Origin of the sequence: Paraburkholderia sp. SIMBA_054 (assembly GCF_046534875.1) — a bacterium.
In the GTDB taxonomy this organism is placed as follows: domain Bacteria; phylum Pseudomonadota; class Gammaproteobacteria; order Burkholderiales; family Burkholderiaceae; genus Paraburkholderia; species Paraburkholderia hospita.
Genome location: NZ_JAWRXV010000009.1, coordinates 200,888 through 217,134 on the forward strand (window position 1 = coordinate 200,888; position 16,247 = coordinate 217,134).

Consider the following 16,247-nt stretch of genomic DNA (forward strand, 5'->3'; position numbering starts at 1 on the left):
CGGATTACTGCGCTGCGCCGTTGTTCGCGCCCGACGTCAGACCGGCCTCGCGCACCTTCGCGATTGCCGCCGACGCCGCCGCACGGTCCGCAAACGGACCGGCGCGCAACAGGGTTCGACTGGAGCCGTCAGCCTGCTTGCGACGCTCCGTATATGCGGGCACACCCGCCGCTTTCAACTTGGTCGCCCACGCGTGTGCGCTGGCATCGTCCTGAAACGCGCCGAGCTGAACTGCGAAGCGGCTGCCCGGAGGCGCCGCGGGCGTACCCGTTTCGGTGCCCGACGCGGCTGCTTGCGCCGTTTCCGTGGCTGCGGGTTTCTGTTCCGGTTTTGCCGCGGGCTTTGCGTCAGCCTGCGGTTTCGCTGCGGGCTTTGCAGCCGGCGCGTTATTGCCGACGACAGCGGGCGCTTGCGGCTTCGCAGGCGTCATCGCGATTGGCGCGTTCTTGCTGTTGCTGCCGTCGCGCTGCGACGCCACGGCGCCCGTAGCGGCCGCGCCCGACGCAGCGGGCGCGAGACCCGAGGCCGCCAGCGCGGCGTCCGGCGCGGCGGGATTGTCCGGCGCGACGGCGGCTTGCGTGTCGCTGTCAACCGACGCGCGCGGCTTCGGCGCAGGACGGCTTGGAATGTCGATGGAAATGTCGTCGGTGACGGGCTTCGGATGCGAATCCAGCACCATCGGCAGAATGACGACGGCAGCGATCACCAGCGCGATTGCGCCGACGAGGCGGCGTCGCGCGCGCTGCTTCTCGGGAAGCGTGGGATCGAGCAGCATCGCGTCGGCGTCGCCGGAACGGTCCGTGCGGCGGCTGCGCCGTTCGACGCGTTCCGCGCGTTCAGTGCGCTCGGCACGACTACCGCGACTGGAACTGGAATTTGCGCCGCGCCGTGTCGGTGCGTCGTCTTTCTTGCCGAACGAGAAAATACCCATGAATGGCTTGGTTCGAGGCCCGCGCGTTCAGTGTTGCTGCGATTTACGGTAGGCCATGACGCCTGCAACCGTGAAGAAGCTGCCGAAGACCACGATTCTATCATTGTCCGAGGCTCGTTTTAGCGCATCCTGGAAAGCTTCTGCTGGTGTCGCAAAACGCGTCACGCTGCAATCCGGGCCGTCGCTGACGCCCGCATCGCGCAGCGCCGTTTCCAGCTCTTCCGCGCTGGCGGCACGCGGCGTCGGCAGATCGGTCACGTTCCAGTGATCGATCTCGCCTTTCAGATGTTCGAGCACGCCGGCGATGTCCTTGTCGCGCATCGAGCCAAAAACGGCGTACGTGTACGGAAAAAAGCCCATATTGCCGAGATTTTGACCCAACACGGCGGCGGCATGCGGGTTGTGGCCGACGTCCAGCACGACCGACGGCTTGCCCGGCAGCACCTGGAAACGTCCCGGCAGCTCGACATTGGCGAGACCCAGACGAATGTCCTGCGCCGACACGGGCAAACGGTCGCGCACCGCTTCGAGCCCTGCGAGCGCCGCAGTCGTATTGAGCAGCTGATTCGCGCCGCGCAGCGCCGGATAGGCCAGTGCGGACCGACGCATCGTCGGACCGATGTAGCTCCACTGCTGGCGCTCGTTGCCCGGTTGCGCTTCGTAGCGGAAATCACGGCCGAACAGCCACAACTCCGCGCCGATTTTCTCCGCATGATCGATCAGCGTTTGCGGCGCAACGGGGTCCGCGCAGATCGCCGGCCTGCCCGCGCGGAAAATGCCCGCCTTTTCGAACGCGATTTTCTCGCGCGTATCGCCGAGGAAGTCGGTGTGATCGATGTCGATGCTCGTGATGATCGCGCAATCGGTATCGAGGATGTTGACGGCATCGAGCCGCCCGCCGAGCCCCACTTCGAAAATCACCGCGTCCAGCCCGCGCTCGGCGAACAGATGCATGATCGCCAGCGTCGTGAACTCGAAATACGTCAGCGAGACGGGCTCGGGCAGCGACTGGCGCGCCTTCTCGACGGCCTCGAAGTGCGGCAGCAGTTCGGCATCCGTCGCTACCTGGCCGTTGATGCGCGCGCGCTCGTTGAACGCGAGCAGATGCGGCGACGTGTGGCAGCCGACGGTGTAACCCGCGCGCAGCAGGATCGATTCGAGAATTGCGCAGGTTGAACCCTTGCCGTTCGTGCCGCCGACGGTGATCACCGGGCACGCGAACTTGAGGTCCAACGCGTCACGCACCTTGCTGATGCGCGCGAGGCCCATGTCGATTCCGACAGGATGAGCGGATTCCAGGTGCGTGAGCCACGCGTCGAGTGTGGGGAAAGTGGTCATCTGAAAAACTGGCAGTGCGGACCGGAATTATCCTAGAAATGACAACGCGCCGCTTGGAGACTTCTCGCGGCGCGTTGGTTGTTCCTGTCAGCCGCGCGTTGCGTCACGGCCAGGGACGGCGTCAGGCGACCGCGTCAGCCGGCTGGCGCGTCAGCAGCGCCATCAGTTGCGCGATTTCTTCGCGCAGCTTGCGACGGTCGATGATCATGTCGATCGCGCCCTTTTGCATCAGGAATTCGGCGCGCTGGAAGCCTTCCGGCAGCTTTTCACGCACGGTCTGCTCGATCACGCGCGGCCCGGCAAAGCCGATCAGCGCCTTCGGCTCGGCGATCACGACGTCGCCGAGGAACGCGAAGCTCGCCGACACGCCGCCCATCGTCGGATCGGTCAGCACGGAAATGAACGGCAGCTTGGCTTCGGCGAGCTTGGTCAGCATCGCGGTGGTCTTGGCCATCTGCATCAGCGACAGCAGGCTTTCCTGCATCCGCGCGCCGCCCGAGGCGGTGAAGCAGATGAACGGCACGTGCTGCTCGATCGCGTTCTGCGCGCCGCGCGCAAAGCGCTCGCCGACCACGGAACCCATCGAACCACCCATGAACGCAAATTCGAAGCACGCGACCACGACGGGCAGCGTATGGATCGCGCCGCCCATCACGACCATCGCATCGGTTTCGTCAGTTTCGTCCATCGCCTCTTTCAGGCGGTCGGGGTACTTGCGGCTGTCCTTGAACTTGAGCGCGTCAACCGGCAGGATTTCCTGGCCGATTTCATAGCGGCCTTCCGGATCGAGTAAGCCGTCGAGCCGTTCGCGCGCGCCGATCCGCATATGGTGGTCGCACTTCGGGCAGACGTGCAGATTCGCCTCGACGTCGTTGCGGTACAGCACCGCTTCGCACGCCGGACATTTGATCCACAGCCCTTCCGGAATGCCCTTGCGGCTCTTCGGGTCGGTTTGCTTGATTTTCGGCGGCAACAGTTTGTCGAGCCAGCTCATGATGATTCCTTCCAGGATTCGCGATACCAAAGACGGCGCAGCAGGAACCGCGCCGCCATGTTAACCGCGACAAAAATGATGTTTATCGGGCAGTCGCGCCGATGCTGTCGAGCGCCTGGCGAATTTCAGCAATGAAACTCGTCAGCTTGCTCGCAGCGGACTCGGGTGCTGCTTCTTCGAGCAACTGCACGATACGGCTGCCGATCACGACGGCATCGGAGACTTCGGCCACGGCGCGCGCGGATTGCGCGTCCCGAATGCCGAAACCGACGCCTACCGGCAGCGGTACGCGCGACTTGATGGCCGGGATTTTACCCGCGATGCTCAAAACGTCCAGATTTGCAGAGCCCGTGACACCCTTGAGCGATACATAGTAGACGTAACCGCTAGCGATTTTACCAACCTCCGCGATGCGCTCGTCCGTCGACGTGGGCGCGAGCAGGAAAATCGGATCGATCCCGGCCGCCTTCATCTTTTCGGCGAAGATACCGGATTCTTCAGGCGGATAGTCGACAACCAGCACGCCGTCGACGCCCGCTTCCTTCGCGGCAGCGGCGAACGCGTCTGCGCCCATGCGCTCGATGGGATTCGCGTAGCCCATCAGCACGACGGGTGTCTTGTCGTTGGTTTCGCGGAAGCGCTTGACGTCGGCGAGCACGTGTTTCAGCGACACGCCCTTTGCCAGCGCGCGTTCCGACGACTGCTGGATCACGGGACCGTCGGCCATCGGGTCGGAGAACGGTACGCCGAGTTCGATGACGTCGGCGCCGCCCCTCGCGAGCGCGTGCATAAACTCGACGGTACGCGCCGGATCAGGATCGCCGGCGGTGATGAACGGAATCAGACCTTTCTTGCCCTGCGCGGCCAGTGCCGCGAACGTGGATTGAATACGGGACATGGAATTTTCTCGAAGTCGATGACTGCGCGGTTTGGCGTCAAGCCGTCGTCGTAGTGTTGGCAACGGCTGCTTTCCGGCGCGAAACGGGTTCCGGCGGATTTGCCGCCAAACTGACACGTTCTCGCGCTATCGCGCAGTAACTTTCATTGATCTCATAGCCGACGAATTCGCGATTCTGGCGGGCGCAAGCGACTGCCGTCGTGCCGCTCCCCATGAAGGGATCGAGCACGCGGCCACCCGGCGGACAACTGGCCAACACCATCCGCTCGACGATTTCGAGCGGCTTCTGGGTCGGATGGTCGACGCGTTCGGCATGTTGCCGGTGCAGACGCGAGACCGACCAGACGTCCTTCGGGTTGTAGCCCATCTCCAGCCACTTGCTTCCTTCGAACAATTTACGCGAACGCGCCTTCTTCGTGGCGGCATCGTATGGGATACGGACGGGATCGAGGTCGAAATAATAGTCTTTCGACACCGCGAAATAACCGATGTTGTCATGCACGGACGTAAAGCGGCGCGTCGTGCCGCCCATGCTCGGCACGCGCCGGTCCCAGATGATCTCGTTGACCATCGTCAGGCGGCTCTTCAGAAACACGAAGATTTCCGGCGCGTACTGCCATGTGCAGAAGATATACAGCGAACCCGACGGCTTCAGCTTCGAAATGGCGAGTTCGAGCCAGGCACGCGTCCACGCGAGAAAATCCTCGCCCGAGCGCATGTCTGAATCATTGCCATAGTCCTTGCCGAGGCCGTACGGCGGATCGGCGACGATCAGATCGATCGAGCCGTCCGGCAGGTTCGCTGCATCGGTCAGAAAATCGCGGTTCAGGAGCTCGATGCCCGCAGGCACCGGCAACAGCGGCACAGCGCCCGCGCGCAACGCCTCGGCAACGTCGGCTTCGGCGTCGCCGTCCAGCGCGGGCTGCTGCGGCTCCTCGAACTCGTCGCGCATCGCCTGGGCGCTCAGAACTGGATGCCCGATCGCTCGGCGACCGTGTGCATGTCCTTGTCGCCCCGGCCCGACAGGTTCACCAGAAGGATTTTGTCCTTCGGCAAAGTCGGCGCGAGCTTCGCCGCGTACGCGAGCGCGTGGCTCGACTCCAGCGCGGGGATGATGCCCTCGATCCGGCAGCAGTCGTGGAACGCCTTGAGCGCCTCTTCGTCGGTGATGCCGACGTATTCGGCGCGGCCGCTGTCCTTGAGCCATGCGTGCTCGGGACCGACGCCCGGATAGTCGAGGCCCGCCGACACCGAATGCGTCTCGATGATCTGGCCGTTCTCGTCTTGCAGCAGATACGTGCGGTTACCGTGCAGCACGCCGGGGCTGCCGCCGATCAGCGACGCCGCGTGACGACCCGTGTCGATGCCGTCGCCGGCGGCTTCCACGCCGATCAGTTTCACCGATTTGTCGTCAATGTACGGATAAAAGATACCCATCGCATTCGATCCACCGCCAACGCACGCGATCACGGCATCCGGCTGACGCCCCGTCAGTTCGGGCATCTGCACCTTGCATTCGTCGCCGATCACGCGCTGGAAGTCGCGCACCATCATCGGATACGGATGCGGCCCCGCCACCGTGCCGATGATGTAGAACGTGTTTTCGACGTTCGTGACCCAGTCGCGCATCGCTTCGTTCAACGCGTCTTTCAGCGTACGCGAGCCGGATTCGACAGGCACGACGGTCGCGCCCAGCAGTTTCATCCGGTAGACATTCGCGGCCTGGCGGCGCACGTCTTCCGCGCCCATGTAGACGATGCACTCCATGCCGAAGCGCGCCGCGATGGTCGCGGTGGCAACGCCGTGCTGACCCGCGCCCGTTTCCGCGATCACGCGCGGCTTGCCCATACGTTTGGCGAGCAACGCCTGACCGATCACGTTGTTCACCTTGTGCGCGCCCGTGTGATTCAAGTCTTCGCGCTTCAGATAAACCTGCGCGCCGCCGAGCAGTTCGCTCCAGCGTTGGGCGTGATAAACCGGGGAAGGACGACCGACGAAGTACTTCAATTCGCGCTCGTATTCGGCGATGAAGTCAGCGTCCTGGGAGTATTTCTCGTAGGCCTGGCGCAGTTCGTCGAGCGCGTGCATCAGCGTCTCGGCAACGAACACGCCGCCATATTGGCCGAAATGGCCACGTTCATCGGGTAAGTTGTACATATTCCGTCACTCTTCTCAGTATGCCGCGACACCCGCTCGCTGCGAGGCGCGGCCTGGGAATCACCGGGCGTCCGCTTCGCGCACTGCGCGCACGAACGCCGCCATCCGGGCGTGATCCTTCACGCCCTTTGCACCCGGCACCTCGATGCCGCTCGAGACATCGACCGCGTACGGGCGCACGCGATGAATCGCATCACTGACGTTTTGCGTGTTCAACCCACCACTCAAAACGGCCCGACGCGCGAGCTCTTGTGGAATAAGTGACCAATCGAAGACCTTCCCGCCGCCGCCATAGCCTTCGACATGTGTGTCGAACAGAAGACCACTGGCAGCTGAATAGTTAAGCGCCGATTCTACCAAATCGGCCGGTTGAGTATCTGCCGCAATCCGCAACGCGCGCAACCAAGGCAAACCCGCAACGCCCGCCAGCTTTTCGCACTGCTCAGGCGTTTCGTCGCCGTGGAACTGGAGCATCGTCAGCGGCACGTTGCAGGTGACCTCGCCGAACCACTCCGGCGTCGGATTCACGAACAGCCCAACGATCGACACGAACGGCGGCACGACCCGCGTCATCTCGACCGCCTGCGCGATGCTCAACGCGCGCGGGCTGGGCGGGTAGAACACGAGGCCGATCGCATCGGCGCCAAGGGCGACGGCATGGGCGACATCGGCGGCATTGGCGAGGCCGCACAGCTTGATGCGTGTGCGGTGCGGCACGGTGTCGGGGGCGGGCGAAAGGCTTGCGGCTTGAGTGTCGGCGGAAGTCATGAGTCGGTCCAAACGGTGCTCCACGGAACGCTGCCCGCCTGTGGTGCAGGCACGGCGAACGCCTCAGGATAGCCCACTTGAGCGAGATACAGTCCGTCGGGCATGAAGGTGGGCGCCGCGCGTTTCCGGTCGCGGCCTTGCAGTACCTCCGCTAGCCACGCTGCCGGATAGCGCCCGCGGCCCACGGCAACGAGGCAGCCCATCAGGTTGCGGACCATATGATGCAGGAACGCGTTGGCCCGGAAGCGGAAGTGGATGAAATCGCCCTGTGGCCGGATATCGATCTGATACAGATGCTTGACGGGCGTCTTCGCCTGGCATTCCGACGAGCGGAACGCCGAGAAATCGTTCTCGCCGATCAGGCAGGCGGCGGCATCGCGCATCGCGTCGACGTCGAGCGGCGTGTGAATCCAGCCGGCGCGACCCGTGAGCATCGGCGAGCGCACGGGATGCACGTACAGCACGTAATAATACGTGCGCTCGAAGGCCGAAAAGCGCGCGTGAAACGTGTCGGGCATCGGCTTGGCCCACTGCACGGCGACCGTCGACGGCAAGAACGCGTTCGTGCCGCGCACCCACGAAAAGTCGCTGCGGTCGAGTTCCGTCTCGAAATGCGCGACCTGCCCGAGACCGTGAACACCCGTATCCGTGCGGCCGGCCACTACGGTTTGCAGCGGCGTCTGCGCGAATTCGCGCAGCGCCAGTTCGAGTGTGTCCTGCACGGTCTTGCCGTGCGGCTGCGACTGCCAGCCGCAAAACGCCGCGCCGTCGTACTGGATGCCAAGCGCGATCCGCGTCATCACGAAAGCGGCGCGAGCGTAGACAGCAACGCGCGTGCGTCGGCGCGCGTGTCGACATCGTTCGATTCGATGACTTCGTTGATCAGCGTGCGCGCGCCAACGACGTCGCCGAGATCGATGTACTCCACAGCCAGGTCGAGCTTGTTGCGGGCGATGCGCGCGACTTCGTCCGGCGTGAACGCGGGCACGACCTGCGACGGCGACGGCGACGGCGGCAGTTCGAGGTCGAAATCGAGTTTCAACGCGCCGAAGCGCGCTGCGCCCAGACCGGCGACGGCGGCCGCACCGGCCGTGCCGGCGATGATCTCGTCGGCGACAGCAGGCGCCTGCGGCACCTGCGCCGGCACCGCCTGTTGCGCCGTGATTTCGGGCGCGACGACGGGCTGCGTCACAGCGGGTGCGTCGGTTGCCGAGCGCTCGACGCGCGGCGGCAAAGCGAAGTCGTCGATGCTGTCGAGCGCGCGCATCGCGTCGCGCGGGAATGCGTCCGGCACAGCCGGCTCCAGCGGCGGCGGCGCGCCGAGCGGAAGCGACGCCGACGCGCGTTGTTCCGCTGCGTCCTCGGCGTCGGCTGGGTGCAGTTCATTGAGCTCGGGCAGCGGCTCGATCAGTTGCTCGTGCTGCCCGGCCGGTTCCACATGACTCAACTGGATGGGCGGCGCAATGGACGCGGTAGGTTGCTCGAACGTGGGTTCGTGCTGCCCGGCTCCCGGCGTCGCGCCAAGGTCGAGTGCGAAAGGCTTGGGTTTCGCGCCGGATTCGTCGTGCGGTGCCTCGATCGGCTCGGCAAAATGCGGCTCGACCGGTTCGTGGATCGGCTGCTCGTCGAGCGGCAGTTCGGCGGATGGCGTATCGGCGGCGAGTTTGCTCGTCGTCAGTTCCTGTTCGCGCGCGGCCTGTTGCCGTTCGGCTGCTTCGGCAGCACGCGCTTCTTCGCGTGCCGGATCGAGCGATTCGCGCGGCAACGCATCGGCGCCGAGCGTTGTGGCGGCGTCGAGCGCGGCCTCCGCGGATGCGCTGTCGAACGTTTCGGGCTCGGGCTTCGGTGCTGCGCCGTGATCGAATGCGGGCGAAATCGCAGCAGCCGCAACAACCGCAGCCGGACCGGCCTCGCGCGACCCGGTTTCAGACGGTTCGTGCAGCGACGCAGGCGACTCATCGCTACGCGCGACTGCAACCGGCTCGACAGCCGTCGGCGCAACGGGCGTTTCAGCTTCGCGTGCAACGTCGTCGTTCGCCACTTCCTGCGCGCGCGCGGCTTTGCGACGCCGGCGCATCGTCAAACCGGCCAGCAGCGCCACAAGCCCCGCGCCGACAATAGCCGCCACGCCCAGATATTCCTGCGAAATGCCCATCGGCTGGTTCGCGGGCTGCGTTGCCGCCGGCGCAGCATGAGCGGGTGCGCCAGCGCCCGGCGTCGCGCTCGACGACTGCGTCGCGCCCGGTGCCGTCGACGCGTTTTCGTTTGCGCCCGGCTGCTTGCCGATACCGTGCTTCTGCAATTCCATCAGCACGCGGTTCTTCAGCGCAAGGAGTTGCTGCAAGCTCGACGGACGCGGCTGCGACGCGGGCTGCGCGTTGCTGGTTGCGGGCGTACTGGGCGGCGTAGCAGCGGACTCGCTGCCCTGGATGGAACCCGTGTATGAACGCGTGCCGCTCGCACCCGAAGCCGAAGATGCAGCCGCGCCGCTCGTGGGCAGCGCGCCGGTTGCGGGCGCGGACGTCGCCTCGGCCGTGGCCGGCGCGCTGGCGCTCTGCGTTGGAATCGTGGCGGCCGCTTCGGCCGGCGACGACGCGCCGGTTGCCGCAGCACTCGCGCCAGCAGCCGTTGCAGCGGGCGCGGATGCCGAAGTCGTCACGGCAGCGTTGTTGGTAGTCGCAGCCTGCGCCGCCGCGCCGGACGCAGCAGAAGCGGCCGTCGCAGCCGACGCCGCGCCGATGGCCACCCCCGTCGCATCGACGGCAGGCAGATTCAGGACAGCGCCCAGCCGCAACCGGCTTGGATCGTGCCCCATGAACGCGTTCGGATTCGCGTCGAAGATCGCTTTCCCCGCGCGCGCCAGCACGGCGCGATCGTGCGACTGCGTCATCGCGACCGCAGCGTCGTTTAGCGATTGCCCCGGCTGAACGGTGAACTGCGTGACGCCGGAAGCAGCACCAACCGGTGCGCTCGCCGCCGCAGTGGCCGTGGTTTGCGCGTATGCCGCGACCGGTATCGAAAGTGCACCGGCAAAAACGATCGCGACCGCTGCCGCGATCCGATGCGAGCCGCTGCGTGTGGCGGCGGGAATAAGAGGGAATCGGGCCGTCATCGGGACCTTTCGTGCGCGGTCGTGCGGCGCATGCTTAGAAGTGTTGGCGACAAGATTCGGAAATACACAATAAAAAAGCGCCGCGAAAATCGCGACGCTTTTTGGGAGTTTTCTACGCGTCGATGAGTTAACGCGCGTAGTTTACTTTACTTGTCGAGCAGAATGCGAAGCATCCGACGCAGCGGCTCAGCAGCGCCCCACAGCAACTGGTCGCCGACCGTGAATGCCGACAGATATTCGCCACCCATCGCGAGCTTGCGCAGACGGCCGACCGGCACCGTCAGCGTGCCTGTCACCACGGCGGGCGACAGATCGCGCATCGACGCTTCGCGCTCGTTCGGCACGACCTTCACCCAGTCGTTCGCCGAAGCGAGAATGCCGTTCACTTCGTCAAGCGGCACGTCCTTGTTCAACTTGATGGTCAGCGCCTGCGAGTGGCAGCGCATCGCGCCGATACGCACGCACAGACCGTCGACCGGAATCGAGCCCGGCTCGCCCATCGCCGGCTTGCCGAGAATCTTGTTGGTTTCCGCGCCGCCCTTCCACTCTTCCTTCGACATGCCGTTGCCGAGATCCTTGTCGATCCACGGAATCAGCGAGCCCGCGAGCGGCACGCCGAAGTGATCGGTCGGCATGCTGTCGCTGTTCATAGCGGCCAGTACGCGGCGGTCGATATCGAGAATGGCCGACGACGGATTGGCCAGCTCATCCTTCACTGCGCCGTGCAGCGTGCCCATCTGGCTCAGCAGTTCACGCATGTTTTGCGCGCCCGCACCGGAAGCAGCCTGATACGTCATGGCCGTCATCCAGTCAACGAGGTTTTCGCGGAACAGGCCACCCAGCGCCATCAGCATCAGGCTGACCGTGCAGTTGCCGCCGATGAAATTCTTCTGGCCCTTGACCAGCGCGTTCTTGATCACGTCGAGGTTGACGGGATCGAGAATGATGACGGCGTCATCTTTCATGCGAAGCGACGAAGCCGCGTCGATCCAGTAACCGTTCCAGCCCGCTGCGCGCAGCTTCGGGAACACTTCGTTCGTGTAGTCGCCGCCCTGGCAGGAGATGATGGCGTCACACTTCTTCAGGTCGTCGATGCTTGTCGCATCTTTGAGCTTGGTCTCGTTTTTGGCAAACGACGGCGCATTGCCGCCCGCATTGCTGGTGCTGAAAAACACCGGTTCGATCAGATCGAAATCGCCTTCCTGTTGCATGCGTTGCATCAGGACGCTGCCGACCATGCCGCGCCAACCTACGAGACCTACGTTCATGACTTCATACCCTTCGAGTGGACACTTCCCCGCATCTTTGCCCGCAGTGACCGCGCGGGGAAGATGGGCGGGCACGACGGACGATCAGCGCTTCGTGATCGTTTTCGGGGTAATCGTTTTGATGGTAATGGCGAGCGCAACCACGCGGGCCGTTTTGCCGCGCAGTGTCGAAATCGAGGAGATTTGAGGAATCGTCGCCATCACATGAGTCTACACGAAAACCCGTTTTTTGCGGCACGGGCGCCGCGATTTGCGTGAATCCGCGCAAAATTGGCAGATTCACGCGTGTTTGCTGAAGAATTACAGCGCGGCCACCACGGCGTCGCCCATCGCTTCCGTGCCGACCTGCTTGCAGCCCGGCGTGAGAATATCGCCCGTGCGATAGCCTTGCTCCAGCACCTTTTTCACGGCGCTTTCGATGCGGTCGGCCTGCTCGGCCCGGTTCAGCGAATAACGCAGCATCATCGCGGCCGACAGAATCGTGGCGAGCGGATTCGCAATGCCCTTGCCCGCGATATCCGGCGCCGAACCGTGCGAGGGCTCGTACAGACCCTTGTTGTTCTTGTCGAGCGAAGCCGACGGCAGCATGCCGATCGAACCCGTCAACATTGCCGCTTCGTCCGACAGAATGTCGCCGAACATGTTGCCCGTAACGATCACGTCGAACGATTTCGGCGCCTTCACGAGCTGCATTGCCGCGTTGTCGACATACATGTGCGACAGCTCGACTTCCGCGTACTCCTTCGAGACATCGATCATCACGTCCTTCCACAATTGCGACGTTTCGAGCACGTTCGCCTTGTCGACCGACGTCAGCTTCTTGTCGCGCTTCTGGGCCGCCTGGAACGCGACGTGCGCGATACGGCGCACTTCGGGTTCCGAATAACGCATCGTGTCGAAGCCTTCTTTCGCGCCTTCGAACGGACCGTCCGGCGCTGCACGCACACCGCGCGGCGAGCCGAAATAGATGTCGCCGTTCAGTTCGCGCACGATCAGGATGTCGAGGCCCGATACGATCTCCGGCTTCAGCGACGACGCGCCCGTCAATTGCGGATAGCAGATCGCCGGACGGAAGTTCGCGAACAGTTGCAAATGCTTGCGCAGGCCCAGGATTGCCTGTTCTGGACGCAGCGAACGCTCGAGCGAATCGTACTTCCAGTCGCCAACCGCGCCGAACAGGATCGCGTCCGCTTCCTTCGCGAGCTTGAGCGTGGCTTCCGGCAGCGGATGACCCGCCGCCTCGTAGCCCGCGCCGCCAACGGGCGCCTCTTCCAGCTCGAACTTCTCGCCGAGCACGTTCAGAACCTTGACGGCTTCCTTGACGATTTCCTTGCCAATGCCGTCGCCCGGCAACACTGCGATCTTCATGCGTATTCCTCGTTGGTTTCTGTCTGGGCTGGATCAGGCGCGCTTTCGCGAAATCTTCAGCGCACGAGGCGATTATTGAGCCACGGCTGCTTCGCGATGCGCTCTGCCTCGTACTGGCGAATCTTGTCCGCGTGACGCAGCGTGAGGCCAATGTCGTCGAAGCCGTTCAGCAGGCAGTATTTGCGGAACGCAGCGACTTCGAACGGATATTCGGCGCTGCCGTCAGCCGTGCGCACGACCTGCTTTTCCAGATCGACGGTCAGCTGGAAGCCGTTGAACGCAAATGTTTCGTCGAACAGATGGTCGACCTGTTGACTCGTCAGCACGATGGGCAGCAGACCATTCTTGAAGCAGTTGTTGTAGAAGATGTCCGCGAAGCTCGGCGCGATGATCGCGCGGAAGCCGTACTGTTGCAGCGCCCACGGCGCGTGCTCGCGCGAGCTGCCGCAGCCGAAGTTCTGGCGTGCGAGCAGCACCGACGCGCCCTGATAGCGCGGCTGGTTCAGCACGAAATCCGGATTCAGCGGACGCTTCGAATTGTCCTGTCCCGGCTCGCCGTGATCGAGATACCGCCATTCGTCGAACGCGTTCGGACCGAAGCCCGTGCGCTTGATCGACTTCAGGAACTGCTTCGGAATGATCGCGTCGGTGTCGACGTTTTCGCGATCGAGCGGCGCCACGACGCCGGTATGTACGATGAATTTTTCCATGACGCTTTAGCCTGTTCGAAGCCGGACGGCGGTGCACATGCGCATCACCCACGCCCTCCGGCGAATCAAAAACCGCTTACTTTGCCGCCTTGTCGCTGATCGACCCGCCCAGATGCTGCAGGTCTTCGCCAAAGCCATGCACCGTGTTGCAACCAGCGAGGCCGAGCAGCAGCCCGGCTAGCGTCGCGAGTGCGAATCGGCGCAAAAGTGCGATGCGATCGATGTTCATGTGGCGTTCATCCCAGCTTGCGAATGTCGACGAAATGCCCTTCGATGGCGGCAGCCGCTGCCATGGCGGGGCTCACGAGGTGCGTGCGTCCGCCCGCGCCCTGGCGGCCTTCGAAATTGCGGTTCGACGTGGATGCGCAGCGCTCGCCCGGCTCCAGGCGGTCGGCGTTCATCGCGAGACACATCGAGCAGCCCGGCTCGCGCCATTCGAAACCCGCGTCCGTGAAGACTTTGTCGAGACCTTCGCGCTCGGCTTGCGCCTTCACGAGGCCCGAGCCCGGCACGACCATCGCGAGACGGATGTTCGGCGCGACGCGGCGGCCGAGTTTCTTCACGACCCACGCTGCCGCGCGCAAATCCTCGATGCGCGCATTCGTGCACGAGCCGATGAAAATCTTGTCCGGCTTGATCGATTCGATGGGGAGATTCGGTTCGAGCGCCATGTACTGCAACGCGCGTTCCATTGCGTCGCGCTTGACCGGATCCTTTTCCTTCTCCGGGTCCGGCACGCGTGCGTCGATGGACGTGACCATTTCCGGCGACGTGCCCCACGTGACCTGCGGCACGATCTCGGCGGCGTTCAGTTCGACCACGCGATCGAAATGCGCGCCAGGATCGGATGTGAACTGCTTCCAGTATTCGACGGCCTGATCCCATTCAACGCCTTGCGGCGAGAACGGACGGCCCTTCAGGTATTCGACCGTCGTGTCGTCGACGGCGACCATGCCGGCGCGCGCGCCCGCTTCGATCGCCATGTTGCAGACGGTCATGCGGCCTTCCATCGACAGCGCGCGAATGGTCGAGCCGCCGAATTCGATTGCGTAGCCCGTGCCGCCCGCCGTGCCGATCTTGCCGATGATCGCGAGCACGATGTCTTTCGCGGTGCAGCCGCGCGGCAACTGGCCTTCGACCTTGACCAGCATGTTCTTGCTCTTCTTCTGCAGAAGCGTTTGCGTGGCCAGCACGTGCTCGACTTCCGACGTGCCGATGCCGTGCGCCAGCGCGCCGAACGCGCCGTGCGTGGACGTATGCGAGTCGCCGCAGACGATCGTCATGCCCGGCAGCGTCGCGCCCTGTTCCGGCCCGATGATGTGAACGATGCCCTGACGCAGGTCATTCATCTTGAACTGCGTGATGCCGAACGCGTCGCAGTTCGAGTCGAGCGTATCGACTTGCAGCTTCGACACGGGGTCAGCGATGCCGTGGCTGCGATCCGTGGTCGGCACGTTGTGATCCGACACCGCCAGATTCGCGCTGATGCGCCACACCGGGCGCTCCGAGAGCTTCAGCCCTTCGAATGCCTGCGGGCTGGTCACTTCATGCAGCAGTTGACGGTCGATATAGAGAATCGTCGTGCCGTCTTCTTCCGTGTGGACCACATGTGTGTTCCACAATTTGTCGTAGAGAGTCTGTGCCATGGTATGCGGGGATAGTAATGACATCGGGCAGTTCGTGTCCGGTCAATTATGCCACGCAGTTGACATTCCGGGACCATCACGTATCGAGAAAACCGATAAAAAACATGGAGTTGGGTGGTAGTACCGATACCTGTATCGGCACTACCCGAGGTGGGCGCCCGCGCTCGTTTCGAAATGATCGGATGGAAAGCCGGGCGGCCGTTCGCTGCGCAGAAAGCTCGGCAACTGCCGCTGGAACGGGGGAACGTGTGTAAGGCACGTCCTGCGACGCGGTAGCGACAAAACACGCGGCAGTCGGCCGAACGGCGTATAGCGGCCACTCCAGCGTTCGCCATAGCATGGTTAGTCACCCTAACCATGCTAACGATGTCGCAACTCGAATATTTGATCGTCGATTCACCGCCTGAACCTGGACATCGATTCTCAGGGGTGAGCTATCGTGGAACCAAGTGGAATCTCAATCATCTCGATGCCTTCACATTCAAGATCGATCTGGGATTAGGCGGAGACATGACCGTACTCGTACTTTTCTCCTGCCACTGCTTTTCCCGTAGCTTCCGATGGGACGCGCGCGCAACTCATCTGATACCTGCGGATGAAATCTACGACGATGGCAAAGAGCGCCGTGTACTCGACCCGCAGCGCTACGAACTTTCACGCAGGCATCTAAGAGAAATCGTCGTTCAATTGCCGTTCCGGCGCATTACGATTGCCAACGAGAAACAACCCAACTTCGTTACGCTCGAACAGCTGAACGAAGACGGCACGACATCGCTCTATGCCGTTTTCTTCGAAGCCGAGCGAGACCGGAGCCGCAAGCGACGCATCGTGCTGCGCATCCAGTCGGCCTACGTGCTGGACAACGGGCTGACGAGGCGCCAGGAAAAGGCCGGTAAAGTCGGCTTCGCGACACTACTGCGTGCGACGTACCTTGGCAAAAGGATTCGCGGGTAGGTCCGCAGAAAAACAAACGGCCACCTAAGGTGGCCGTTGCATGCGGGATTCTCTATCTGTCGTTCGACAAAACTCCCACTCCTGGTGGGACCCGGCTTGCCGG

Annotated in this window: 15 protein-coding genes; 1 reads left to right on the plus strand and 14 read right to left on the minus strand. The window is 63.5% G+C overall.

All coding sequences use genetic code 11. The features are described from left to right. Positions 1-4: 4 nt before the first annotated feature. The 14 genes from SB822_RS13810 to leuC all read right to left on the minus strand — a co-directional run bounded on the left by SB822_RS13810 (position 5) and on the right by leuC (position 15,190). On the minus strand, positions 5-931 hold the full coding sequence (locus SB822_RS13810) for an SPOR domain-containing protein (RefSeq protein WP_410854929.1): 927 nt from the start codon (positions 929-931) through the stop codon (positions 5-7). Positions 932-958: 27 nt separating this feature from the next. Then, entirely contained in the window at positions 959-2,269 is a 1,311-nt protein-coding gene (gene folC, locus SB822_RS13815) for a bifunctional tetrahydrofolate synthase/dihydrofolate synthase (RefSeq protein ID WP_410854930.1), read from the minus strand. 121 nt (positions 2,270-2,390) lie between these two features. Beyond that, positions 2,391-3,263, minus strand: a complete 873-nt coding sequence (accD, locus tag SB822_RS13820) for an acetyl-CoA carboxylase, carboxyltransferase subunit beta (RefSeq protein WP_007579613.1) — start codon at positions 3,261-3,263, stop codon at positions 2,391-2,393. An 82-nt stretch (positions 3,264-3,345) separates the two neighbouring features. Next, a complete protein-coding gene (gene trpA / locus SB822_RS13825; protein WP_410854931.1) occupies positions 3,346-4,161 on the minus strand; it encodes a tryptophan synthase subunit alpha in 816 nt (271 codons plus the stop codon). A gap of 37 nt (positions 4,162-4,198) precedes the next feature. Further along, complete coding sequence (locus tag SB822_RS13830) at positions 4,199-5,113, minus strand: DNA-methyltransferase (RefSeq protein WP_410854932.1); 915 nt, start codon at positions 5,111-5,113, stop codon at positions 4,199-4,201. Positions 5,114-5,124: 11 nt separating this feature from the next. Continuing rightward, a complete protein-coding gene (gene trpB / locus SB822_RS13835; protein ID WP_007734833.1) occupies positions 5,125-6,318 on the minus strand; it encodes a tryptophan synthase subunit beta in 1,194 nt (397 codons plus the stop codon). 60 nt (positions 6,319-6,378) lie between these two features. Beyond that, complete coding sequence (locus SB822_RS13840) at positions 6,379-7,086, minus strand: phosphoribosylanthranilate isomerase (protein WP_410854933.1); 708 nt, start codon at positions 7,084-7,086, stop codon at positions 6,379-6,381. Beyond that, a complete protein-coding gene (truA, locus tag SB822_RS13845; protein ID WP_410854962.1) occupies positions 7,083-7,886 on the minus strand; it encodes a tRNA pseudouridine(38-40) synthase TruA in 804 nt (267 codons plus the stop codon). The genes SB822_RS13840 and truA overlap by 4 nt, the downstream gene beginning before the upstream one ends. Further along, positions 7,886-10,198 carry a FimV/HubP family polar landmark protein gene (locus SB822_RS13850; protein ID WP_410854934.1) on the minus strand — a complete coding sequence of 771 codons (2,313 nt, stop codon included), beginning with the start codon at positions 10,196-10,198 and terminating at the stop codon, positions 7,886-7,888. Before SB822_RS13850 ends, truA begins: the two co-directional genes overlap by 1 nt. Before the next feature lie 146 nt (positions 10,199-10,344). Further along, positions 10,345-11,466 (minus strand): aspartate-semialdehyde dehydrogenase, encoded by a 1,122-nt coding sequence (asd, locus tag SB822_RS13855; protein WP_079500469.1) that lies wholly within the window; start codon positions 11,464-11,466, stop codon positions 10,345-10,347. Between the two features lie 300 nt (positions 11,467-11,766). Then, complete coding sequence (gene leuB / locus SB822_RS13860) at positions 11,767-12,834, minus strand: 3-isopropylmalate dehydrogenase (RefSeq protein ID WP_007579621.1); 1,068 nt, start codon at positions 12,832-12,834, stop codon at positions 11,767-11,769. A gap of 56 nt (positions 12,835-12,890) precedes the next feature. After that, positions 12,891-13,544 carry a 3-isopropylmalate dehydratase small subunit gene (gene leuD, locus SB822_RS13865; RefSeq protein WP_007734827.1) on the minus strand — a complete coding sequence of 218 codons (654 nt, stop codon included), beginning with the start codon at positions 13,542-13,544 and terminating at the stop codon, positions 12,891-12,893. A gap of 76 nt (positions 13,545-13,620) precedes the next feature. After that, the gene (locus tag SB822_RS13870) at positions 13,621-13,773 is read right to left on the minus strand and encodes an entericidin A/B family lipoprotein (protein WP_007579623.1); all 153 of its coding nucleotides are present in this window, start codon (positions 13,771-13,773) and stop codon (positions 13,621-13,623) included. Positions 13,774-13,780: 7 nt separating this feature from the next. Then, positions 13,781-15,190: a 3-isopropylmalate dehydratase large subunit gene (leuC, locus tag SB822_RS13875; RefSeq protein ID WP_007579624.1), complete on the minus strand. Its 1,410-nt coding sequence runs from the start codon at positions 15,188-15,190 to the stop codon at positions 13,781-13,783. A 366-nt stretch (positions 15,191-15,556) separates the two neighbouring features. Between leuC and SB822_RS13880 the strand changes: the two genes are divergently transcribed. Continuing rightward, positions 15,557-16,144 carry a hypothetical protein gene (locus tag SB822_RS13880; RefSeq protein WP_410854935.1) on the plus strand — a complete coding sequence of 196 codons (588 nt, stop codon included), beginning with the start codon at positions 15,557-15,559 and terminating at the stop codon, positions 16,142-16,144. Positions 16,145-16,247 lie beyond the last annotated feature (103 nt).